The organism is Streptomyces chromofuscus (assembly GCF_015160875.1).
Lineage (GTDB): Bacteria > Actinomycetota > Actinomycetes > Streptomycetales > Streptomycetaceae > Streptomyces > Streptomyces chromofuscus.
Genome location: NZ_CP063374.1, coordinates 6,566,448 through 6,587,839 on the forward strand (window position 1 = coordinate 6,566,448; position 21,392 = coordinate 6,587,839).

Here is a 21,392-nt window from a genome sequence, read left to right on the forward strand (position 1 = left end):
GACGAGAACATGGCACGCGGGAAACTCAGGATCTACCTCGGTGCGGCCCCGGGCGTCGGCAAGACGTACGCGATGCTGTCCGAGGCACACCGCCGGATCGAGCGCGGCACCGACTGCGTGGTGGCCTTCGTGGAGCACCACAAGCGGCAGCGCACCGAGGTGATGCTGCACGGCCTGGAGGAGATCCCGCGTCGGGAGCTGGAGTACCGCGACACGGTCTTCACCGAGATGGACGTCGACGCGGTCCTGGCGCGGCATCCGCAGGTGGCGCTGGTGGACGAGCTCGCCCACACCAACGTGCCCGGCTCGCGAAACACCAAGCGCTGGCAGGATGTGGAGGAACTGCTGGCGGCCGGGATCGACGTGATATCGACGGTGAACATCCAGCACCTGGAGTCCCTCGGTGATGTGGTGGAGTCGATCACGGGGGTGCGGCAGCGCGAGACCGTGCCGGACGAGGTGGTGCGCCGGGCGGACCAGATCGAGCTGGTCGACATGTCCCCGCAGGCGCTGCGGCGGCGAATGGCGCACGGCAACATCTACAAGCCGGACAAGGTCGATGCGGCGCTGTCCAACTACTTCCGGCCCGGCAATCTGACCGCGCTGCGGGAGCTGGCGCTGCTGTGGGTGGCCGACCGGGTCGACGAGTACCTGACGGAGTACCGCAGCGAGCACCGGGTGTCGAAGATCTGGGGCTCGCGGGAGCGCATCGTGGTCGGGCTGACCGGCGGTCCCGAGGGCCGCACGCTGATCCGGCGGGCGGCCCGCCTGGCGGAGAAGGGCGCGGGCGGCGAGGTGCTGGCCGTCTACATCGCCCGCAGTGACGGGCTGACCTCGGCCTCGCCCAAGGAGCTGGCCGTCCAGCGCACCCTGGTGGAGGACCTGGGCGGCACCTTCCACCACGTGGTGGGTGAGGACATCCCGGTGGCCCTGCTGGACTTCGCGCGCGGGGTGAACGCCACCCAGATCGTGCTGGGTGTCTCGCGCCGCAAGAGCTGGCAGTACGTGTTCGGGCCGGGCGTGGGTGCGACGGTGGCCCGGGACTCGGGTCCCGACCTGGACGTGCATCTGATCACGCACGACGAGGCGGGCAAGGGGCGCGGGCTGCCGGTGGCGCGGGGGGCGCGGCTGGGCCGGGCACGGATCATCTGGGGCTGGCTCGCCGGCGTCGTGGGGCCCGTACTGCTCACCCTGCTGCTCACTGTCGGGCCCGACGCCGGTCTGGCCAACGACATGCTGCTGTTTCTGACGCTGACGGTGGCGGCGGCTCTGCTCGGCGGTCTGTACCCGGCACTGGCCTCGGCTGTGGTGGGTTCCCTGCTGCTGAACTGGTTCTTCACCCCGCCTGTCCACACGCTCACGATCGCCGACCCGAAGAACATCGTCGCCATCGCGATCTTCGTCGGCGTCGCGGTGTCGGTGGCGTCGGTCGTGGACCTGGCGGCCCGGCGCACCCATCAGGCGGCCCGGCTGCGTGCCGAGTCGGAGATCCTGTCCTTCCTGGCCGGCAGCGTGCTGCGTGGCGAGGCCAGCCTGGAGGCGCTGCTGGAGCGCGTTCGGGAGACCTTCGGCATGGAGTCGGCGGCTCTCCTGGAACGGACGAGCGAGGTCGATCCCTGGACCTGTGCGGGCAGTGTCGGGCCGCGTCCCGCTCAGTGCCCCGAGGACGCGGACGTCGACATGCCCGTGGGCGACCACATGGCGCTCGCGCTGCACGGGCGGGTGCTGCCCGCCTCCGACCGCCGGGTGCTGGCCGCCTTCGCGGCCCAGGCCGCCGTGGTCCTGGACCGCCAGCGCCTGCAGCAGGAGGCCGACCAGGCCAAGGAGCTGGCCGAGGGCAACCGTAGCCGCACCGCGCTGTTGGCCGCCGTCAGCCACGACCTGCGCACCCCCCTCGCCGGGATCAAGGCGTCGGTGACGTCCCTGCGCTCGGACGACGTGGAGTGGTCCGAGGAGGACCAGGCCGAGCTCCTCGCCGCGATCGAGGAAGGTGCCGACCGGCTCGACCACCTGGTGGGCAACCTCCTCGACATGTCTCGCCTCCAGACCGGCACCGTCACCCCGCTGATCCGCGAGATCGACCTGGACGAGGTCGTCCCCATGGCGATGGGCGGCATACCGGACCCCGAGTCCGCGGTCGTCCTGGACGTGCCGGAGAGCCTGCCCATGGTCGCCACGGACAAAGGGCTCCTGGAACGGGTCGTCGCCAACGTCGTCGAGAACGCCGTCAAGTACAGCCCCGCCGACGAACCGGTGCTGGTCTCGGCCAGCGCCCTGGCCGACCGGGTGGAGGTCCGGGTGGTGGACCGCGGTCCCGGCGTCCCCGACGAGGCCAAGGACCGCATCTTCGCGCCCTTCCAGCGTTACGGCGACGCCCCGCGCGGCAACGGCGTCGGCCTCGGCCTCGCGGTCGCCCGCGGCTTCGCGGAGGCCATGGGCGGCACCCTCACCGCCGAGGACACCCCCGGCGGCGGCCTCACGATGGTCCTCACCCTCCGCGCGGCAGGATCGGGCACCGAGCTTCCACAGTCCGTGCCGGCAGGGACCACACGCCCGGAACATTCGGCGCAAACCGAGAGGCAGGCTTGATGACCCGGGTGCTCGTTGTCGACGACGAGCCGCAGATCGTGCGCGCGCTGGTGATCAACCTCAAGGCGCGCACGTACGAGGTCGACGCGGCGTTCGACGGCGCCACCGCCCTTCGGCTCGCCGCCGCCTGCCATCCCGACGTGGTGGTCCTCGACCTGGGTCTGCCCGACATGGACGGTGTCGAGGTGATCAGGGGACTACGGGGCTGGACCCGGGTGCCGATCCTCGTGTTGTCCGCCCGGCACACCTCCGACGAGAAGGTCGAGGCGCTCGACGCGGGCGCCGACGACTACGTCACCAAGCCCTTCGGCATGGACGAACTGCTGGCCCGGCTGCGGGCAGCCGTACGCCGGGCGGAGCCCACCGGCGACGACGACGTCCTGGTGGAGACCGACGAATTCACCGTCGACCTGGCCGCCAAGAAGGTCAACCGCGGCGGTGAGGACGTACGGCTCACGCCGACCGAGTGGCAGCTGCTGGAGGTGCTCGTGCGCAACACCGGCCGCCTGGTCAGCCAGAAGCAGCTGCTGCAGGAGGTCTGGGGGCCGTCGTACGGAAAGGAGACGAACTACCTCCGGGTGTACATGGCGCAGCTGCGCAGGAAGCTGGAGGCGGACCCGTCGCATCCGAAGCGCTTCATCACGGAGCCGGGGATGGGGTACCGCTTTGAGAGGTGAGGTGCGAGGGGGGCCAGACGGGACAACCAGGCCCGAGTGTCTCTGCCAGGGTGCGCGTGCAGGATGTGCCACCGCTCGAGAAGACGTCGGAGCCGGCCAATGGCCGCCGACCGCCTCCGGTCACTGCACGGCGTCATCGGCTCCGGACGAACGTGTGCGGCGGTGCAGGAACCGGCCGTGCGCGGCTTCGGCGTGGGTCACCACATAGACGTCGATGTCATCACCGGAGCCTTCGATGATGCTCTCGCCCACCCCTCGGGAGAGCAGCTCCTTCAGGCGGCTGCGCCGGGTGGCGCCGATGACGATCTGGGTGGCGTTGACCTGGCGGGCGAAGTCCAGAACCGCCTGAGCGGTGTCGTCCCCGGTCACGGTGTGGAAGCTGCCGCCGAGCTCGCCGACCAGGACCCGCTGGCGGTCCAGGAGCTTGGGGGAGGCGGTGGCGAGCCCGTCGCTGCGTTCGACGTGCATGGCGAGGAACTCGCCGCCCGCCCCGCGTGAGGCGGTCCGTTTGGCGCGCCGGATGAGGGTGTCGCCCTCGGGCCCGCCGGACAGGGCGACCAGCACCCGTTCCCGGGTGCTCCACGGCTGCTGGATGCCATGGCCTTGCCGGTATCGCAGCAGGGCTTCCTCGACACGGTCGGCGGCCCACAGCATGGCCAGCTCCCGCAGGGCGGTGAGATTGCCCAGGCGGAAGTAGTGGGACAGCGCCGTGTCGATCTTGTCGGGTGGGTAAATGTTGCCGTGCACCATGCGGCGGCGCAGCGCCTCACCGGACATGTCCACCAGCTCGATCTGATCGGCCCTACGGACCACGTCGTCGGGAACGGTCTCATGCTGCCTGACATCGGTGATCTGCTCCACGACGTCGTTGAGCGACTGAAGGTGCTGGATGTTGACGGTGGAGACGACGTCGATGCCGGCGTCCAGCAGTTCCTCGATGTCCTGCCAGCGCTTCTCGTTGCGGCAGCCGGGGACGTTGGTGTGGGCGAGCTCGTCGACCAGGGCAACCCCCGGTTTGCGGGCGAGGACGGCGTCGAGATCCATCTCGGTGAAGGACGTCCCCCGATAGGGCACGCTCTTGCGGGGCACGGTCTCCAGCCCCTCGGCCATCTGCCGGGTCAGCGGTCGGCCGTAGTCCTCCATGAACCCGATGACCACATCGGTGCCCCGGCCGGCGCGCCGCTGACCCTCGCTGAGCATGTCGTACGTCTTGCCCACCCCGGGGGCCGCGCCGAGGTAGACCCGCAGCCTGCCGCGTGACATGCGCCTCTCCTTCCGGACGAGCTGCCCCCACTGCATGATGTGCGGCGTCCCGAACGCCGCTTGGACGTCGGCCGAAGGGCAGTCGTTCTCCCTACCATGGTCGTCCTCAACGCGCCGGATGGTGCGATCGCAGGCGACCTCGCCGTTGTCACCCTGGCTCGCTGGCTCGGCCACTCGAGCCCGACCATCACCCTGGACTACTACGCCCACTTCATGCCCGAGGCCGGCGGTGAGGGAGCGAAGGGCAAACGACGCCCTGCTGGGCCGACCTGCCTAGGCCGCTGCGGCTGCACAGAAGAAACGATTCTTTACAGTCCGTGAGGAGGAGGGCGCGGTATCGCTGCGCCCTCCTCGGCGCTTCGTGGCCCCGGCGGACTGCTCACCTTGAGTGTCGCTCGGTGGCCCCAGGGCTGAGTGCTGCGGAGAGGCTGATCGGTGCCGGCGCTTGCAGTTGGGGAGTGAGGCGGCGAAGCGGAGCGCGTTTCATCCTCCCCGGATTCTCCCCAGCGGCCTCAGAGACGTTCGAGACGCCTACGATCGGGGTCTCCGTCCTGCAGAGCGGTCGCTCCCACAGTGATTACTCAGAGCCAGTCTCGGTACTTGAAGATGACATACAAACTGGTGCAAACGATCGCCATAAGGGTGATCGCGAAGGGGTATCCGAACACCCAGTGCAACTCCGGCATGTGCGTGAAGTTCATCCCGTAGATCGTCCCGACCAACGTCGGGGCGAACAGAATGGCCGCCCAGGACGAGATCTTCTTGATCTCCTCGTTCTGCTCGAACCCCGCCTCCGCCAGCGCCCGCATCTCCGCGTTCTGCTGCTGGGTGACGAGGGTCGCGTTGACGGTGAGGATCTCGGTGAGAGCCTGGCGGAAGCCGTCGACGCGCTCGCTGGTGTGGGTGACGTGGTCGGCGACGTCCCGCAGGTAGCGCTGGAGCTCCTCGTCCGTGCCGTACTTGGCGAAGCCCGCCATCAGGCCGTGCAGCATGCCCACCTAGGGGACGGGTGGCGCCCTGGAACTCGACCATCTCGCGGGACAGCTCGTAGATGCGCCGGGAGACCCTCGGGTCGCCGCGGAACACCTCCGTCTCGATCTCGTCCACGTCGTTCTGGACGCCCGCGACGACCGGCGCGTAGCCGTCGACGACCGCGTCGAGGATCGCGTACAGCACCGCCTCCGGGCCCAGCTTCAGCAGCTCCGGCGTCTCCTCCATGCGGCGCCGCACGGCGGAGAGGTCCGGCGCCGCACCGTGGCGGACCGTGATCACGAAGTCGGGGCCGACGAAGACGTGCAGCTCGCCGAAGTCGACCTCCTCTGGTGCGTCGAGGTAGCGGGCCGCCCGCAGGACGACGAAGAGGGTCTCGCCGTAGCGTTCCAGCTTCGGCCGCTGGTGCGCCTCCATCGCGTCCTCGACGGACAGCGGGTGCAGGCCGAACTCCTCGGCCAAGGAGAGCAGTTCGCTCGCCGTGGGGCGGGCCAGCCGATCCAGGCCATGCCGGACGGCTTCGCGCGCAGTGCGCGGTAGGTGTCGGCGAGGGTCGCGGGAGAGGAGACCCGCACGCCGTCCTCGTACAGCGCCGCCTGGACCACGCTGCCGATCTCCACGGGCTGCGCGGCCGGCGGATGCACGACGGGGGACGGGCCGTCCACCAGTGGCCGCGGGGGAAGCGCGCGCCGTCGGCCGGACCTCTTGGGCATGTTCTTCCAGGCGATGGGGCACCTCCCTGGTCGGCTTGCGGCGGTGTGATCGTACAACAGGATATACGGGGCAAACGGCATCAGGACGGCGCGGATCCCGTCTCCCTTGCGGACCGAACCTGTCCGCAAGCGCCGTTGGCGTGCGGTCCATGACGAAGACGACGCCCGTGCTCGGCACCCGCGCCCTCAACCGCGCCACCCTCGACCGGCAGCTGCTCCTGCACCGCGCGCCGCTGTCCGCGAAGGCGGCGGTGGAGCACCTCGTCGGACTCCAGGCCCAGGAGGTCAAGCAGCCGTACTACGCGCTCGCCGCCCGCCTCGACGGCTGGTCGTCGAGCCGTTCGACGGGCTCACCCGGGCCCGGCGCCGGGAGGTGACCGACGAGGCCGAGCGCGTGCTCCAGGTGCTGTACCAGGGATCGTCGTACGACATCCGGTTCGGAACCGTCCTGCCGTGAGACGCGCCCGAGCCCATGGAGAGGGGGCGCTGCGGGCCGCTCGTGGAGGCCCGCAACGCCCCCTGGCTTGCTCACCTGAGTGATCCTCAGGAGTCCTGTGGCAGCTACGAGTTGACCTGCGCGGTCACCAGGTTGGAGAAGGTCGCCATCCGGGTGTAGACACCCGGATGGCCGGCCAGCGCGCAGCCCTCGCCCCAGGAGGTGATCCCTGCCAGGACGCCCCCGATGAGCAGCGGACCGCCGCTGTCGCCCTGACAGGTGTCCACGCCGCCGGAGGTGTATCCGGCGCACACCATGTCGCTCGCCACGAAGTCGGAGCCGTACGAGCCGGCGCAGCTGGAGTCGGACACGGTCGGCACGGTCGCGGTCCGCAGCTGGTTGGAGGAGCCGCCGTTCTGGGAGGTGGTGCCCCAGCCGAGCACCCGGGCCGTGGTGCCGGCCGCGTACACGGAGGTCTGCGTGGAGGTGACGTACTTCGCCGTGGTGTACGGCATCGACGTCGACAGCGTCAGCACGGCCACGTCGTCGCCGTTGGTGACGTCCGTGTAGCCGGGGTGGATCCAGATCCTGCTGACCCGGCTCACCGTGCCGTTGGTGCCGTTGAGGTACGTGCGGCCGCCGACCACGCGGACGCTGCTGGTGGTCTCGCCGACCATGCAGTGCGCGGCGGTCACGACCTTCGTCGGGGAGACCAGCGTGCCGCCGCAGAACTGGTTCTGCGAGGCGTCCGTGATCTGCATCATGAACGGGTACGCCGTCGTGGTGGTCGTCGTACCGCCGACGACGGGCTGCGGGGCGGCGACGGCGGCGGGGGCGGTGAGCAGCGCGGTCGCGGCGGCGACGGTCGCGGCGGCGGCGGCGGTCCTTCTCGCTCGGGTGAGCCCGAACATGAGTCTCCTCAAGCGGTTGCCGGTGGGGGGTCGCGCGGGTGGGGGGTGGAGCACGGGCGCCTCGGGACCGACCCCCGTGTGCCCGGCGAGCGGCACGGGACTAAGCTAGGGCCGGGCGCCGACCTGCCCCAATCAGGGAACTCCCTAAGGGAGTTGGGCAGGGAAAACCCTCGGTGCGGCGTCCCTCGTCCGGAACGTCCGCCGCACCGGCCCTACGTGACGTGCCGCCCCGCCGCCAGTCGGACGATGTCCACCCGCGACCGGATCCCCAGCTTGCGGTAGACCCGGGTGAGCGTCGCCTCGACCGTCTTGACGCTGATGAACAGCCGCCCGGCTATCTCCCGGTTGGTCGCGCCCTCCATGACCAGCGCGGCGACCTGACGCTCCATCGAGGCGAGCCCCTCCAGCGCGGCCGGCTCGGGCACCGGGGCCGGGCGGCGATCCGGTGCCGCCCCCGCCGCCACCGCCGCGTCGACCTGCCGCAGCCAGGGCATCGCCCGGCACCGCCGGAACAGCCGCGCCGCCTCGTCGTACGACGCCGGCCCGGGCCCCCGCCGGGCCCGCAACCGCGCCAGCTCGAAGGCGGCACGCGCCTCCTCCAGCCCGTAGCCCAGCTTGCCCAGCCGGTCCTGCACCGACGTCAACCGACCCACCGCCGCGTCGAGGTCCCCGCCCGCCGCGCGCACCAGCGCCTCCGCCCGGTCGAGCACGGCCAGCACGCTCTCCCGCTCCAGCCGCAGCGCCTGCTCACGCGTCACGTCGATGACGTCCTGCGCCTCCGCGAGCTCGCCGACGCGCACCAGCGCCTCCGCGAGGTCCCCGTGCCAGCGGCCGCGCGCCGGATCGGTCACTCCGAGCCCGTTCTCCAGCTCCCGCACCCGGCGCAGCGACCGGACCGTGCCCTCGGCGTCCCCGGCGACCAGCTGGACGTACCCGAGGGCGGCCAGCGCGCGCGAGACGTAGATCTGGTCGCCGTCCTCCTCGGCGTGCTCCACCGCCTCCCGCGCCAGCGCCAGCGCCTGCTCCACACTGCCGCCCGAGGCCTCCGCGAGCGAGGCGAGCATCGCGGACGCCACCTCGCCGATCCCGGAGTCGCGGGCCAGCCGGAGGCTCTCGCGGGCCAGGTCCAGGGCGCGGCCGCAGTGCCCGGACCGCAGTTCGGTCTCGGCCAGCAGCCGCAGGAAGTGCACCTCGGACTCGACCATCCCGCGCCGCCGCACCTCGCGCAGCAGCGCGGTGACCGTGCTGCGTGCCTCCGGCAGCTGGTCGCTCATCAGCAGCCAGCGGAACCGGGTGGATCCCGCCCCGTTGTGGTGGCACGCCACCTGCGGGTCCTGGGGCTCCTTCAGCGCCCGCTTGATGGTCGCGGGCGCGTCCGGGTGGCCCATCAGGGTCTCGGCCTGTGCCTGGAAGGCCAGCGCCAGCAGCTCGGTGCGCCGGTCCCCGGCCCGCGCCGCCAGGCCCGCGGCGTGCGCGGCCTCCTCGCGGCCCTCGGCGAAGTCGCCCTCGACGACCAGTGCCCGCCAGGCCAGCTGGTAGTGCACCAGGGCCAGCAGCCGCGGGTCGTCGCCCGCGTCCGCCAGCGCCTGCGGGAAGACGGCGTCGACCTCCCCGAGCGCCTGCCCCGCCGACTCGATCACGACCATCCAGGCCCGCACCCGCTCGGCGGGGACCGTGGCCCGGGTCAACACCTCCCGCGCGATGTCGCGGGCGAGGTCCACCTCACCGGCGGTGATCGCGTCCTCGGCCGCCTGCAACCGCCGCTCGTCCGGCCCCGGCACGCTGTCGGCCGGCGCGTGCCGTGCCGCGAGCAGTCCGAGGGAGGCGGCCACCGAGGGCGCCCCGCGGTCCCGGGCCAGGATGGCGGCCCCGGCGAGCCGCGCCGCCACCTCCGGGTCGGTACCCGTCGTGGCCAGGGCGAGGTGCCGGGCCCGCTCGATCGGATCGGAGGCCGCCGTGGACAGGGCGGCGTGCGCGGCCCGCCGCTGGTGGGCCGGCGCCTCCGCGTACAGGGCGGCCGACACCAGCGGATGCGCGAACCGTACGGCGGGTCCCTCCGGCTCGGTGGCCAGCAGACCCAGCTCGGCCGCCCGGACGGTCTCGGCCTCGGCGTTCTCCCGGCCGGCCGCGTGCAGCAGGGACAGCGTGGGCCGGGCGCCGGCGCTGGCCACGAGGAGGGTGTGCCGGGCCTCGGCGGAGAGCATCTCCAGCCGGCTGAGGACGAGCGCCCGCAGCGACGTCGGCACGGGCAGCGGCTCGCCCGGGCGGGGCGGGGTCGGGTTCTCGGCGAGGGCGCGGCCCAGCTCCAGAGCGAACAGCGGATTTCCGCCGCTGGTGCGGTGGATGTCCCGGACGGTGGAACGCGGCAGCCCGGTGTAGCCGCGGTGGTCGAGCAGCGCGGAGACCTGGGTGCGGGAGAGCGGGCCGAGCCGGACGGCGAGGGTGTCCGGGGGAGAGATGCGCAGGTGACGGTCGTACTCCTGGCCCTCGGTCCGCACCGCGCACAGCATCGTGACGGGGGCGTCGCCGAGGCGGCGGGCGGCGAAGCCGAGGAGTTCCGCGCTGGCCGGGTCCAGCCACTGCACGTCGTCGGCGACGACCAGGACCGGCCCCTCGGCGGCCAGCGCGCGCAGCGCGGACAGCACGGCGAGGCGCAGCGCCAGGCCGTCGCGCTGGAGGGTGGACTCGCCGCGGCCGGTGAGCGCCGACTCCAGCGCCGTGCGCTGGGCGGCGGGCAGCTTGCCGGACACCTCGTCCAGCACCAGGCCGAGCAGGTCGGCCAGGGCCAGGAACGGCAGATGCGATTCGGACTCCGTCGCCGAGCAGCGCAACACGGTCCGCGCCGCTTCGGCGTAATCCGCGGCCAATGCCCGCAGCACGGTCGACTTTCCTATTCCCGCGGGCCCGTGGAGCAGCACGCTGCCGCCGTGACCGACCTGCTCACGTGCCGCCGTGAACAGTTCCTCCCGGCCGATGACCAGGTCGGGGCGGCTTCTGGCAGGCTCCTTGAAGTCCCGTCGCACGGTCACCGCTCCTTCCGAGTGTCGTGTCCTGGCCAAATTCTAGGCAACAACTCATTGAAATCCGGAGTGACGGGACGGTGAGGGATATAACAGCGACGGCGCACGGTGAAATTCGGCGGGGCTTCCCATGAATGCCCGCACGGCTCCACACCCACGCCGGCACCCCGCCCCGCCGTCGCTGGCGTGGCGCCGCACTGTGGCCGGGGCGCCGGGCGAAGGTGCTGGCGTGGCGCTGGGCTGTGGTGTGGCCGGGGTGCTGGGGCGGGGGGCCCGGGCCCCGGACCGGTGTGGTTGCGAGGCCCCTTACCGAGGTCGGCGCGCAGGCGAGCGCCTCGGCGAAGACAGGGCCGGCCATGTCCATGAACCCGCCGTGGCGATCCGCGCCGACCGGGACCGCCGGCAGCGGAAGCCGGTGCAGCGCCACGGCCACCGCGCCGAGCAGGAGGTGGGGGTTCGCGAGCCTGGCCTTCCAGTAGTCGAGGTCACAGGCAGCCGAAGCGGGAAGAAGCTGCACGCCCAGGTACGGCCCGGCCGCGTGCGGAAGGAGGTCATGTCGTCACCGCCTCGCGCGGCAGCGGCTGCCGCAGGCCGACAACGTCACCGGACGGCAGGAGGTATCCGGTGCCCTCCAAGATCAGCACGCCGTTGCACAGCTCGCTGCACTCGATCTTGGGACGGTGAACGCGGATCTTGGCTGTCTCGCAGTCCCGCGCCCTCGCAGGCGGGCATGCGACCGAGTGGCCGCACACCAGACCAGCTGCGCCGAGCGCGGTGATGACCCTGGCCACCGCAGTCGCGAGCGTCCGCAGATGCCTCCGCGCGTCCAGGTACCGCGTCGGCACGTCCGCGTCGGCGACCCTCCGGGCCGCGGTGAGCGCCGCGTCGAGCTCCGGACGCCTCCGCCCGCAACGCCGCCGATGACGTGACAGCCGGCGGGGTGGCTCTGGGGTGTTCGAGACAGTTGGCTGTGGGATCCGGTCGGTACTGATTCTCCGATCCCAGTAGTGACATGCAACACATTCCAGCGCGTCGCGGCTTGACTTCAAGCGCTTCAAGCATTGGAGGCTTCCCATATGCCAGGAGCAACCCGAGAGCACGCAGTGGGTCTGACCATTCAGGAGATGGCGCGGCGGTCTGGTTTCACTGAACCCACGTTGCGCTACTACGAGAAGATCGGCCTGCTGGGAACGGTTGCGCGGGACAAAGCCAGCGGTCATCGCCGATACGAACCAGCAACCGTGGAGCGCGTCGAGGCACTGTCCTGCCTGCGCTCGTCAGGTGTGACGGTCAGCGGAATGCGTCGCTACCTGGACCTGCTCGCCCGCGGAGATTCCGCGGCGGGTGATCTGCGGGACCTGTTCGCCGCTCAAGCGGAAAGGCTGGCCGCCGACATCGAGCAGCTCCAGCTACGTCTGGCATATCTGCGCGGCAAAGCCGATATGTGGGACGCCCGCGTTCGCGGCGACACCGCAGCCGAGAACCGCGCAGTCGAAGAGATCACGCACCTGCTACAACAGTTCAGCCACTGAAGGACCGAGACATCATGACCACAGAAGACCCCACATCCATCCCCGAGGACGCGACGATTCTGGTCACCGGCGGCAGTGGCTTCGTCGGCAGCCACACGGTTGTCGGGCTGCTTCGCGCAGGCCATCGGACCCGGGTGGCAGTTCGCGGACCTGCACAGGAGGCCCAGACGCTGGCAGCGCTCCAGCAGGCCGGCGTCGATCCAGCAGGCCGACTGACGTTCGCCGTCGCCGACCTCAGCGCCGACGCGGGCTGGGCGCAGGCCATGGACGGGGTCACCCACGTTCTTCACCACGCCTCGCCCTTCCCGGTCGCTCCGCCTGAAACGGAGGACGAGGTTGTCCTCCCTGCCCGCGACGGGGCCCTGCGCGTCATCACAGCGGCTCGAAACGCCGGCATCGCGCGGGTCGTCATGACGTCCTCCTACGCCGCGATCGGGTACACGAGGACACCTGACGACCACTACACGGAGGAGAACTGGACCGACCCGGAAACCCCGGGCCTGCCCGCGTACCACAAGTCCAAGATCCTGGCCGAGGCGGCGGCGTGGGACTACGTCCGCACTCACGGAGACATCGAACTCGTAGTCATCAACCCCACCGGCATCTTCGGCCCTCAGCTGGTGGACCGGCCCTCCGGCTCGATCGGCCTGATCAAGGCCATGCTGAACGGTGACATGCCTGTGGTACCCGTCATGCACTTCGGCGTCGTCGACGTCCGTGATGTCGTGGACCTGCACCTGCGCGCGATGGTGCACCCGAAGGCGGCGGGCGAGCGTTTCATCGCCAACAAGGGATCATCCAGCTTCTTCGGCCTGGCGAACATCCTGCGTGAGCGCTTCCCCGCCTTCGCCGAGAAGCTGCCTGCGAAGGAGCTGACCATCGAGGAGGTGCACGAGGCGGCGAAGACCGAGCCCGCCCTGCGGGAGGCCGCGGTGCTGCAAGGCCGGATCCCCGTCATCAGCAACGACAAGGCACGGTCAGTGCTGGGCTGGGAGCCCAGGGAGATCACCGACACCATCACTGCGACCGCCGAAGCGCTGATCGAGCTGGACGTCGTCCGTCTCACCGAATAGAGCAGCTTCCGGTCGTGACGATCCTGAGAACAGCGGTCTGCGGGCCCGGCACCGGAGCGGTGCCGGGCCCTTCTGTGGTGCATGGCGCCGCGGCATGCCAGTAGCCGATCCGTCATATACAGCTCGTCGTCGCGTGAACCCGCTGCGGCGCGCCCCGGCCCTGGGCGCCGACCCCCAACGATGGGCACGAGCTCCCCCAAGACGGCTCCCTCCCGGGTACGAACCTCGCTCTCGCTCCACAGGAAGTACCTGGCGATGCGGGCGGCCGCCTGGTTCACCCAGGCCAGCCGCCCGGGCAGCGGTGCGGCCACCCACCGAAGCCACACCCGAGACGGCGGACTCGTCCGCTTCCCACAACGCCGCAGACGAGTGGAGGAATTGTCAAGAACTGTGGATGGGGTCTCATCCTGGCTGTCTGTAGCATCAGCGCGTGCCGGAGATATGGATCGGTCGCGACGTTGCTGGCCGGCGTAGGAACTGGTGGTGGACCAGGTTCTTGTCGCTGCTGTTCGCGGGCATGGCAGTGGCGACGGAGTCGACGGCCACGACGGGCCGCTGGTGGTGGGCTGGCGTCGTCGGCGTCCTTTGGCTGGTCTCGCTCTTCTATATGATCAACCGCGGATATGGCCGAACGCTCCTCGCACCTGATCGGATGCAGTTCTCCACACTCGTCAGCCGACGAGCGATCCCGTGGAGTGAGATCACCAGCATTGAGCCGCGCAGCCACCAGACACGCGGCGGGGCCTGGTGGGAGGTGCGCGTGTATCGGGCGAGAGGACGATCGCTTGCGATCCCGGGGATCTTCACCAGCCGTCGCGGCGATAAGGTCTTCGAAGGCAACCTGGCCGTGGTCCGCGAGTACTGGGCCCGTGCGACAGCGCCGAAGTAAGTCCCTTGCGCGATCCGGTCCGTCCGCGAGGTGTGGGACGAGATCAAGATGAAGCGAGAGTGACCCGCCGCCTGCCCCCGTCGAGTTGATGGGGGCAGGCGCACTTGGGTCGACTGTCGGACCCTGCGCTTACCCTTACCGCGTGGGCAATGTCATGTACTTGAGGATGCCGTTCTCGGCCAGCGACGCCGACAACTGGCAATCGTTCGAGCGGCTGGTAGCGGACGAGGTGAGCAAGCTCGACTCCAGTGCGACTGTCCAACATGACGCGAAGCTGGTCGGCGTCCACAGCAAGATCGAGCGCCAGATCGACGTGCTTGCGTCAGTGCCAGCCATCGGCGCAACCATGCGAATCGCCTTCGAGTGCAAGCTCTACAAGCGCGCCGTGGGTATCGGGACCGCCGAGGAGTTCATCGGCAAGCTCCAAGACCTGCGCGTGGACCGTGGAGTCCTGTGCGTCTTCGGTGACGTAACCCCCGCCGCATACAGGCGCCTTGCCGGGGTCCTTCATCCCAGCATCGACCTTTACCTCTGGCACCGGGAGAAGCCCACGTACCTCGATTTGGAGAAGGCGTTCGAGGAAGACTGCATGGATCCGGACGCCCCAACCTGGTGGGATCAACGCATGTCGCAGGTGCGTCGCCGATGGCATGACTACTCCATCCCGAGCTCCTTCTTGTAGTCGGCGACGGCGACAGCGGAGGCCGGCTGAGCGGCCCAGCAGTAGGCGGCGGCGAGAGCCGCGGGAAAGGTGGAGACGAACGCGAGGGCGGCGACGATGAGCAGGCAGACGAGCAGTGCGACATTAGCAACTCTCTTCGCCGTAGGGGTGGCAGGTGCCGCCGGCCGCACCGGTCCGAGCCCCTCTGCGCACGCCGGACTGACCGTGCGACGCTGGGTGGGGCAAGGGGAGATCCTCCTTCGATGAGGCGCCCTCGACCGGCGCCCGGTACGTCAAGTGGGAAACGTACGTACGTGACCGGGCATGCGGTCGACGTACGCGGCCGGGATGGTCAGGCGTTGCGAGTCGACTCGCGGACGTAGCGGTCGTGGGCCATGTGGCGCAGCAACGCGCCGGAGTACGGGACTCCTCGGCCGACAGGCTTCGCGGGGGACAAGACGTTGACGCCGACGCGAGCGAGGGTGAAGACCTCGACGAGTAGGGCGACGTACAGGGCGGCGATGGCGACGGTCATGGGGCGTGCTCCTTCGGGACCGGCGATCCACGGTGGACCGCTCAGCACCGTCCCCGAGGCGGACCACTCGGGGACGACGCTCAGCGGGCCAGCGTCACGCGGTCTAGCTCGCCAGCACCACGCGCACGCCGATGCTCTCGGGGTTGCCCGTCTGCGCCTCGAAGCGCGACACCTTCTCGACCACGCCGACGCCGGGGAAGAACTTGCCCACCATCGACTGAGCACCCTTGCTCGCAGCAGCGCGCACGGAGTCGATCGGGAAGTTCGGGGTGTTGGAGCGAACCTTGTACTGAGCCTCGACAACGACGGTTCGGGCACTGCCGTTGGCCGTGGCCGTGAACCGCTTCGACTCGGGGCGAGCGCTCATGTCAGGGGACGAGACGCCACCGCCGGGGGACACGGTGAGGCCACCAGCGATCTCACCGTGAATCGGGAACGCCTTGACCATTTCGATGGACAGGGTGCCGACGATCGCCTTGACGTCGCGCTTGACGGGCTCCTTCGTGATGACCGGGACCAAGGCGTACGCGCCGAGCTGCTGCACTCGGATCACATCGACGGTGAACCCGTCCTGTCGGTCGGTGCTCTGCGTAGGCTCGAAGCGCATGTTCCACCCTCGGGCGTCGAACTCCCGGATCATGTCGCGCTTGTCGATCTGCTGGAAGTGCGGGAGGCGAAAGCTGCGGATGGTGATCTCAGCCGTGAGGATGCCGCCCTTCTCGACGGCCGTACCCTCCTGAGTGATGACGACGACCGGGCCAGCGGCCAGGTTCTCGGGCACCTCGGCCGGATGGAGGAACGAGGGGATCACCTCGGCCGCGTAGGGGACCACCTTCGCCACGGCCTCGGCCACCAGGACCGACAGGCTCTTGTCGACGTTCGGGGCATCCTTCGCGAGCCGGTTTGCCTTGGCCTTCTGCCCCTCGGCCAGCAGGGCGGCACGCTCGACGGCCGCGCGAGCCTCGGCCAGATCGGCGGCGGTGTAGGTGTCGTTGCCGCGCTTGAACGAGCCGAGGATGCCGGACAGGTGATCCTGTGCTGTGTGCGTCACCCACGCCCCACCGGCCAGTGAGGGAACCGGTGAGGCAGAGGGAGCGTGCGGGGAGCGCGCAGGAGGACGCGCCCATGAGGTCTGGGAGGGGAGCTACCCCCACACTTACTGGTAGGAGTTGATCAAAGCTCTGTTGCGGCGCCCGAGGCGTGAGGCTGATCACTCGAAGACCGGGAGTGGAGGACCCTCACTTACTGATACGGAGCTTGCGGGTCCTTCCGGAACGAGTCCGAGCCGTGACGCCGGTCACTCGACTGTCAGTCCCTCGGCCTACCGTCCTCGCATGGACATGAACGACCCGCAGGACGTAGGCGCCGCGTTCGGCGCCCTGATTCTCGGAGGCACGGTGAGCGAGGAGCCGCCTCCGCCAGACTCCCCCCTCGGCCGCGTGCGGGAGTTCACCGCCCGGTACGGCGAGGACGCGCTGAAGCCTGAGCACATCAGGGCTGCGCATGAGGGGTGCCCTCTGCTCCCGTGAAGCTGCGCCGTGCCAGGCACTTCATGCAACAACGTGCATACCCACGAACGTGCATGGACGGCCGGGCATGACACTCGTACGGTCGTGTCCAACGGCCCGACAGGGCCGACAGACAAGGGGGGTTTCGCATGGCACGCGAAGAACTGACTCGGCTTACCGGCAACGGAAACGGCGAGTGCGGCGAAGACGACTGCCCGAATGTTTACCGGACCGAGCGGGGAACGTTCGTCGTGCAGGGAGACGTTTCCAGGGCCTTCGCTCCGCCGCAGGGGGAAGGGCTTGTGGAGATTCCCGAGAGCGTTCTTCGGGGGGTCGTTCGTGCTCTTGGATGGTGACGACTGGAAGGCAACCATTCGGGGATTTCAGTTTGAGGCATGGCGACTGGAGACCCTCCCGCAGTACCTCGTACCGCAGGAATCCGGAGAGCTCGAAGACTTCCGAGCGGGTAAGCGAGTCGACCCGGACACCTACTCGTCGCCATACACGGAAGACCTGAAGAGGCTTCGCGGCGAGGGGAAGCGTAAGGGGCGAGTGCACATCCTGACTCGGCCGCTCTCCGAGTATCTACAATTCGAGTTCTCTCGGTACTACGTCCCGCACGTACTCGCCGGGGAAGACATTCGAATTCTCGACGTGACCGAGCGAGAGAATCCCTTGCCCGGAGTCCAAGACTTCTGGATGTTCGATCGCTCGACGGTCGTTCTCATGCATTACGAGGACGACGGCACGCAGGTGAGTCGAGAGCTGTTCGAGAGCGAGCCGGCCGACTTCATCGCATACCAGCGCATTGCCATCGCTGAGTCGGTCCCGTTCCTGGAGTACGTGAAGGGGTGACGTTCGAAGCTGGGCAGCTCGGCGAGTCCGGCCCTGAACTTGCCTCACTGCTCCGAGAGCTACGCAAGCGAGCCGGTCTCTCAGAGGATCGGCTCGCCGCGCGCTGCAACATGTCTCAGTCCAAGGTGAGCCGGATCGAAAACGGCCGGACGCGGCCGTCCCTGGTCGACGTGGAGGCGATCCTCAGAGCGTTGGAGGCGCCGCCCGAACTGGTCGCCCAGGCGTCCGCGCTCGCCAGGATGGCCAACACGGAATGGCGGAACCTGCGGGAGCTTCGCCGTAAGGGACTCGGAACACGACAGGCAGAGCTGAAAGGGCTCGAAGCGTCCTCGGCGCACATGCGCTACTTCCTGCTCTCGATGATTACCGGTCTCCTCGCCACGCCAGAATACGTGAGGGCGAGCCTCGCTCACTCCCCGGCGGATACGAGTAAGGCAGTCGCGGGAAAGCTGGAGCGGCAAGCCGTTCTCTACGACGTTTCGAAGCAGTTCACGTTTCTGCTGACCGAGCAGGCCGTTCGCTGGCCTGTCGTTTCGCCGTTGGCTTTGGCTGAACAGATGGACCGCTTGTCTTCTCTGTCTTACCTTCCGAATATCTGTATCGGTGTGATTCCCGTGGGGTCGGTAACCCCTCGGGTGCCACTGAATGCCTTCACGATCTACGACGCATCGTTGGTCACCATCGAAACTTCGGCGGGAAGTCTGGTACTGCGTGACGGCCGAGATGTGCAGACCTACTTGAAGGAATTCGCGGGATACGAGGAATGCGCACTGTTCGGTGAGGAACTTCGAGCGAGGCTCGCCGAGTGGTCGGCTGCCTGCCGTGCATGACTTCAGTGGACAACGCGCATGAACCGAGGCTCGGTGCGCATTTCGCGGGATCATGCTTCGGCAGATACGAAGTCCGGGAGGCCGTACGGAATGAGTACACCGAAGACGACGATCACGGGACCGGTGCACCTGACGGCCCCGGATCAGGAGCCGGAACCCGTAGGAAGCTGCCGGGAATGCCTCGGCCACGCCGTGACTCGGGCCAACGCCCGATCGGTCGGCGACTACTCGAAGGTGTCGGACGCGAACGTCGTGCTCCGTACGCACCTGCGGGAAGACCACGGGGCCGAGTGATGGACATGCAGACGTGGCGAGACGGCCGAGCTACGGCCGTTGAAGCGACCGAGACACTGCGGGCGGCCCTTGCCTCCCTCGGCATCCCAGAGAGCGTGTGGGGGACCGTGCGCCCTGTCGTCACCCACAGGGGGACGGCGTACGTGCACGTTGGCCTGGTGCGTGCGGACGTGGCTGAGCGGATGGCCGAGGCTATGAGAGCCCGAGGGGGTGCGCAGTGACCCGCTCCGTCCTTCGGTACGTGAAGCACCGGATCACGCAGCAACCGGACACTTGCGCGAACGTTCGAGGCCGAATGCATGACGTGCGACTGGAACGCGAAGCCGTCGACAGACGGCGCGACGGTTGACGTCGAGTGCATGAGCCATGAGCCACACCGGCCGGACAGCGCACGCGACGTTCCGCCGGTTGTGTACGTCGCTTGCTCTCGTCGAGCGAGCCGAGTAGCCGAACGCAGTGAACCCGCCGGCCGGTATGGGCTGACGGGGTCTCGGTCACTCAGGGGGGACGGCTGACTGAACGGAGAGTGGTCGGAAGGCTCAGCCGGTGAGCATCTCCGCCACCACGCCCCCGCGCGAGCCGGCCCCCGCCGGGCCGTCTCCGCGCACGGCACGACCCCGCCGACGGCGGGACCCTCGGCATGCCCGTCGCACGGCGTGCGGAAAACGGCTTCGGGAGCGCTCCCAAGATGCATTGACCACGCGCCTGCCACGCGCCGGTTGGGCGAGAGGGCGAGCGCACCTCCCTGAACAGCTAATTCGAGACTCCTTCGACCCATCCTCCCCGCAGGGTTGTCAGGGACATGAACGCCTCCTACAGTCCGGTTCGAAACCAGAGGAGTGGGAGCGCTCCCACCCTGGCGGACGGGCGCGCTCCCGAGCCGAGCCCATCCCTGGCGAAACCGGCTGTTCCTCCCAGAGAGGCACCCGCATGCGACCGTTATCGACGCACCCCCCCACCGGGCGCGGCCTGTTGGGCGCGCTGCTCACCGCACTCGCCACCCTGGCGGCACTCGTCGCCGCCGCTCCGCCGGCCCAGGCGGACACGACGATCTGCGAACCGTTCGGATCGACCGTCATCCAGGGACGCTACGTCGCCCAGAACAACCGCTGGGGCACCAACGCCACCCAGTGCGTCACCGCCACCGACACAGGTTTCCGGGTCACCCAGGCCGACGGCTCGGTGCCCACCAACGGGGCCCCGAAGTCGTACCCGTCGGTCTTCGACGGCTGCCACTACACCAACTGCTCACCGGGGACCAACCTCCCCGCGCAGGTCAGCACCATCTCCAGCGCGCCCTCCAGCATCTCGTACGGCTATGTCGGCAACGCCGTGTACAACGCCTCGTACGACATCTGGCTGGACCCGACGCCCCGGACCGACGGCGTCAACCGGACCGAGATCATGATCTGGTTCAACCGGGTAGGCCCGATCCAGCCGATCGGCTCCCAGATCGGCACGGTCACCGTCGGTGGGCGTTTCTGGCAGGTGTGGCAGGGCAGCAACGGCTTCAACGACGTGCTGTCCTTCGTCGCCCCGTCGGCGATCGGCAGCTGGAGCTTCGACGTGATGGACTTCGTCCGGCAGGCCGTCTCCCGCGGAATGGCCCAGAACAACTGGTATCTGACGAGCGTTCAGGCAGGCTTCGAGCCCTGGCAGGACGGCGTGGGCCTCGCGGTGAACTCCTTCTCCTCCACCGTCAACACCGGTGACGGCGGTGGCGGCGATCCGGGGGAGCCCGGCGACGCCGCCTGCGAGGTCACGTACTCCGCGAACGTCTGGCCGGGCGGCTTCACCGCCGAGGTCATTGTCACCAACACCGGCACGGCCCCCGTCGACGGCTGGAAGCTCGGGTTCACCCTGCCGTCCGGGCAGCGGGTCACCAACGCCTGGAACGCCACCGTCGCCCCGTCCTCCGGAGCGGTCGTGGCGAGCAACGCCGCGCACAACGCGTGGATCGCCCCCGGCGGCAGCCAGAGCTTCGGCTTCCAGGGCGTCCACAGCGGCGCGTTCGCCGAGCCGGACGCGTTCAGCCTGAACGGCACCGCCTGCGTCACCGCGTGACGGCACCGGCGCCGCTCGCGCGGGCGGCCGGCTGGCCCACGCGGACGCACCCGGACGCACCCGGACGCGACCCGCACGGCCGGGCGCTCCACCGGTACGCCACGGGTTCCGGCGCGTTCCGTCGCGCCGGCCGGGCGCCCGGCCGACAGGCCGCCGTACCCGTCCGCCGGCCCCGCGCACGGCACCGGCGCCCCTGCCACAGCACCACCGCAGAGTGCACCACTGTCCCGGCACGACGGCACGCTGCACCACCGCACCGGCACCCCGCCCCCCACCTCCGAGGCCGTCCGTCCTCTTCCCCGTGTGCAGGTCGGCCCCGCAACACCCCCCGCACCGCTCCCTTCGGACCGCCCGGAAGGCCCGTCCGCATGAGCCCTTCAGCACTGACCCGCCCGCGCCTCCGGCGCCCCGCCCGCCCCGTCGTCTGTACCACGACGCCGGTCCTCGCCGGCCTCACCGCAGCGACATCAGCCCCGGCGACCTCCCCGTCGGCCGCCGCCGTACTCCCGTACCAGGACCCCTCCCGTCCCGTACCCGAACGCCTCGCCGACC

19 protein-coding genes and 3 pseudogenes are annotated in these 21,392 nt (G+C 69.6%); 13 read left to right on the forward strand and 9 right to left on the reverse strand.

Annotated features, from left to right (window positions below; all coding sequences use genetic code 11):
• Nucleotides 1–9: 9 nt before the first annotated feature.
• Nucleotides 10–2,589 (forward strand): sensor histidine kinase, encoded by a 2,580-nt coding sequence (locus IPT68_RS29445; protein ID WP_189699948.1) that lies wholly within the window; start codon nt 10–12, stop codon nt 2,587–2,589.
• Nucleotides 2,589–3,266, forward strand: coding sequence for a response regulator (locus tag IPT68_RS29450; protein WP_189699947.1), 678 nt, complete (start codon nt 2,589–2,591; stop codon nt 3,264–3,266). Before IPT68_RS29445 ends, IPT68_RS29450 begins: the two co-directional genes overlap by 1 nt.
• Before the next feature lie 120 nt (nt 3,267–3,386).
• On the opposite strand, the gene IPT68_RS29455 is transcribed toward IPT68_RS29450, so the two are convergent.
• On the reverse strand, nt 3,387–4,529 hold the full coding sequence (locus IPT68_RS29455) for a universal stress protein (RefSeq protein WP_189699946.1): 1,143 nt from the start codon (nt 4,527–4,529) through the stop codon (nt 3,387–3,389).
• 141 nt (nt 4,530–4,670) lie between these two features.
• Here IPT68_RS29455 and IPT68_RS29460 point away from each other — a divergent pair.
• A pseudogene (locus IPT68_RS29460) lies at nt 4,671–4,806 on the forward strand (integrase); the annotation flags it as partial.
• 304 nt (nt 4,807–5,110) lie between these two features.
• On the opposite strand, the pseudogene IPT68_RS29465 reads toward IPT68_RS29460, so the two are convergent.
• Nucleotides 5,111–6,232: pseudogene (locus tag IPT68_RS29465) on the reverse strand (magnesium and cobalt transport protein CorA).
• A gap of 149 nt (nt 6,233–6,381) precedes the next feature.
• On the opposite strand from IPT68_RS29465, the pseudogene IPT68_RS29470 reads away from it, so the two are divergent.
• A pseudogene (locus IPT68_RS29470) lies at nt 6,382–6,564 on the forward strand (winged helix DNA-binding domain-containing protein); the annotation flags it as partial.
• A 229-nt stretch (nt 6,565–6,793) separates the two neighbouring features.
• Here the strand turns inward: IPT68_RS29470 and IPT68_RS29475 are convergent.
• From IPT68_RS29475 to IPT68_RS29485, 4 genes are all read right to left on the reverse strand, one after another.
• Nucleotides 6,794–7,579, reverse strand: coding sequence for a S1 family peptidase (locus tag IPT68_RS29475; protein ID WP_189699945.1), 786 nt, complete (start codon nt 7,577–7,579; stop codon nt 6,794–6,796).
• A 212-nt stretch (nt 7,580–7,791) separates the two neighbouring features.
• A complete protein-coding gene (locus IPT68_RS29480) occupies nt 7,792–10,608 on the reverse strand; it encodes a helix-turn-helix transcriptional regulator (protein WP_189699944.1) in 2,817 nt (938 codons plus the stop codon).
• Nucleotides 10,520–11,116 (reverse strand): DUF6302 family protein, encoded by a 597-nt coding sequence (locus IPT68_RS35105; protein WP_228040007.1) that lies wholly within the window; start codon nt 11,114–11,116, stop codon nt 10,520–10,522. Before IPT68_RS35105 ends, IPT68_RS29480 begins: the two co-directional genes overlap by 89 nt.
• A gap of 34 nt (nt 11,117–11,150) precedes the next feature.
• Nucleotides 11,151–11,390 carry a DUF5999 family protein gene (locus IPT68_RS29485; protein WP_228040009.1) on the reverse strand — a complete coding sequence of 80 codons (240 nt, stop codon included), beginning with the start codon at nt 11,388–11,390 and terminating at the stop codon, nt 11,151–11,153.
• Nucleotides 11,391–11,702: 312 nt separating this feature from the next.
• Here IPT68_RS29485 and IPT68_RS29490 point away from each other — a divergent pair, with 312 nt between their 5' ends.
• The 4 genes from IPT68_RS29490 to IPT68_RS29505 all read left to right on the forward strand — a co-directional run bounded on the left by IPT68_RS29490 (nt 11,703) and on the right by IPT68_RS29505 (nt 14,775).
• Nucleotides 11,703–12,131, forward strand: a complete 429-nt coding sequence (locus IPT68_RS29490) for a MerR family transcriptional regulator (RefSeq protein ID WP_228040011.1) — start codon at nt 11,703–11,705, stop codon at nt 12,129–12,131.
• A 14-nt stretch (nt 12,132–12,145) separates the two neighbouring features.
• The gene (locus IPT68_RS29495; protein WP_189699942.1) at nt 12,146–13,204 is read left to right on the forward strand and encodes an SDR family oxidoreductase; all 1,059 of its coding nucleotides are present in this window, start codon (nt 12,146–12,148) and stop codon (nt 13,202–13,204) included.
• 430 nt (nt 13,205–13,634) lie between these two features.
• Nucleotides 13,635–14,093 carry a hypothetical protein gene (locus IPT68_RS29500; RefSeq protein ID WP_189699941.1) on the forward strand — a complete coding sequence of 153 codons (459 nt, stop codon included), beginning with the start codon at nt 13,635–13,637 and terminating at the stop codon, nt 14,091–14,093.
• A 142-nt stretch (nt 14,094–14,235) separates the two neighbouring features.
• Nucleotides 14,236–14,775 carry a restriction endonuclease gene (locus tag IPT68_RS29505; RefSeq protein WP_189699940.1) on the forward strand — a complete coding sequence of 180 codons (540 nt, stop codon included), beginning with the start codon at nt 14,236–14,238 and terminating at the stop codon, nt 14,773–14,775.
• On the opposite strand, the gene IPT68_RS29510 is transcribed toward IPT68_RS29505, so the two are convergent.
• The 3 genes from IPT68_RS29510 to IPT68_RS29520 all read right to left on the reverse strand — a co-directional run bounded on the left by IPT68_RS29510 (nt 14,748) and on the right by IPT68_RS29520 (nt 16,340).
• The gene (locus IPT68_RS29510; RefSeq protein ID WP_189699939.1) at nt 14,748–14,945 is read right to left on the reverse strand and encodes a hypothetical protein; all 198 of its coding nucleotides are present in this window, start codon (nt 14,943–14,945) and stop codon (nt 14,748–14,750) included. The two genes, IPT68_RS29505 and IPT68_RS29510, sit on opposite strands and share 28 nt — an antisense overlap.
• Before the next feature lie 161 nt (nt 14,946–15,106).
• On the reverse strand, nt 15,107–15,289 hold the full coding sequence (locus IPT68_RS29515) for a hypothetical protein (protein WP_189699938.1): 183 nt from the start codon (nt 15,287–15,289) through the stop codon (nt 15,107–15,109).
• 103 nt (nt 15,290–15,392) lie between these two features.
• On the reverse strand, nt 15,393–16,340 hold the full coding sequence (locus IPT68_RS29520) for a hypothetical protein (protein WP_189699937.1): 948 nt from the start codon (nt 16,338–16,340) through the stop codon (nt 15,393–15,395).
• A gap of 283 nt (nt 16,341–16,623) precedes the next feature.
• Here IPT68_RS29520 and IPT68_RS29525 point away from each other — a divergent pair, with 283 nt between their 5' ends.
• The 5 genes from IPT68_RS29525 to IPT68_RS29540 all read left to right on the forward strand — a co-directional run bounded on the left by IPT68_RS29525 (nt 16,624) and on the right by IPT68_RS29540 (nt 20,840).
• Complete coding sequence (locus IPT68_RS29525) at nt 16,624–16,818, forward strand: hypothetical protein (RefSeq protein ID WP_189699936.1); 195 nt, start codon at nt 16,624–16,626, stop codon at nt 16,816–16,818.
• A 128-nt stretch (nt 16,819–16,946) separates the two neighbouring features.
• Complete coding sequence (locus IPT68_RS34395; protein WP_228040012.1) at nt 16,947–17,153, forward strand: hypothetical protein; 207 nt, start codon at nt 16,947–16,949, stop codon at nt 17,151–17,153.
• A complete protein-coding gene (locus IPT68_RS29530) occupies nt 17,137–17,652 on the forward strand; it encodes a DUF6879 family protein (RefSeq protein WP_189699935.1) in 516 nt (171 codons plus the stop codon). The genes IPT68_RS34395 and IPT68_RS29530 overlap by 17 nt, the downstream gene beginning before the upstream one ends.
• A complete protein-coding gene (locus IPT68_RS29535; protein ID WP_189699934.1) occupies nt 17,649–18,482 on the forward strand; it encodes a helix-turn-helix domain-containing protein in 834 nt (277 codons plus the stop codon). Before IPT68_RS29530 ends, IPT68_RS29535 begins: the two co-directional genes overlap by 4 nt.
• Nucleotides 18,483–19,706: 1,224 nt before the next feature.
• Nucleotides 19,707–20,840: a GH12 family glycosyl hydrolase domain-containing protein gene (locus IPT68_RS29540; protein ID WP_189699933.1), complete on the forward strand. Its 1,134-nt coding sequence runs from the start codon at nt 19,707–19,709 to the stop codon at nt 20,838–20,840.
• The last annotated feature ends 552 nt before the right edge of the window (nt 20,841–21,392 follow it).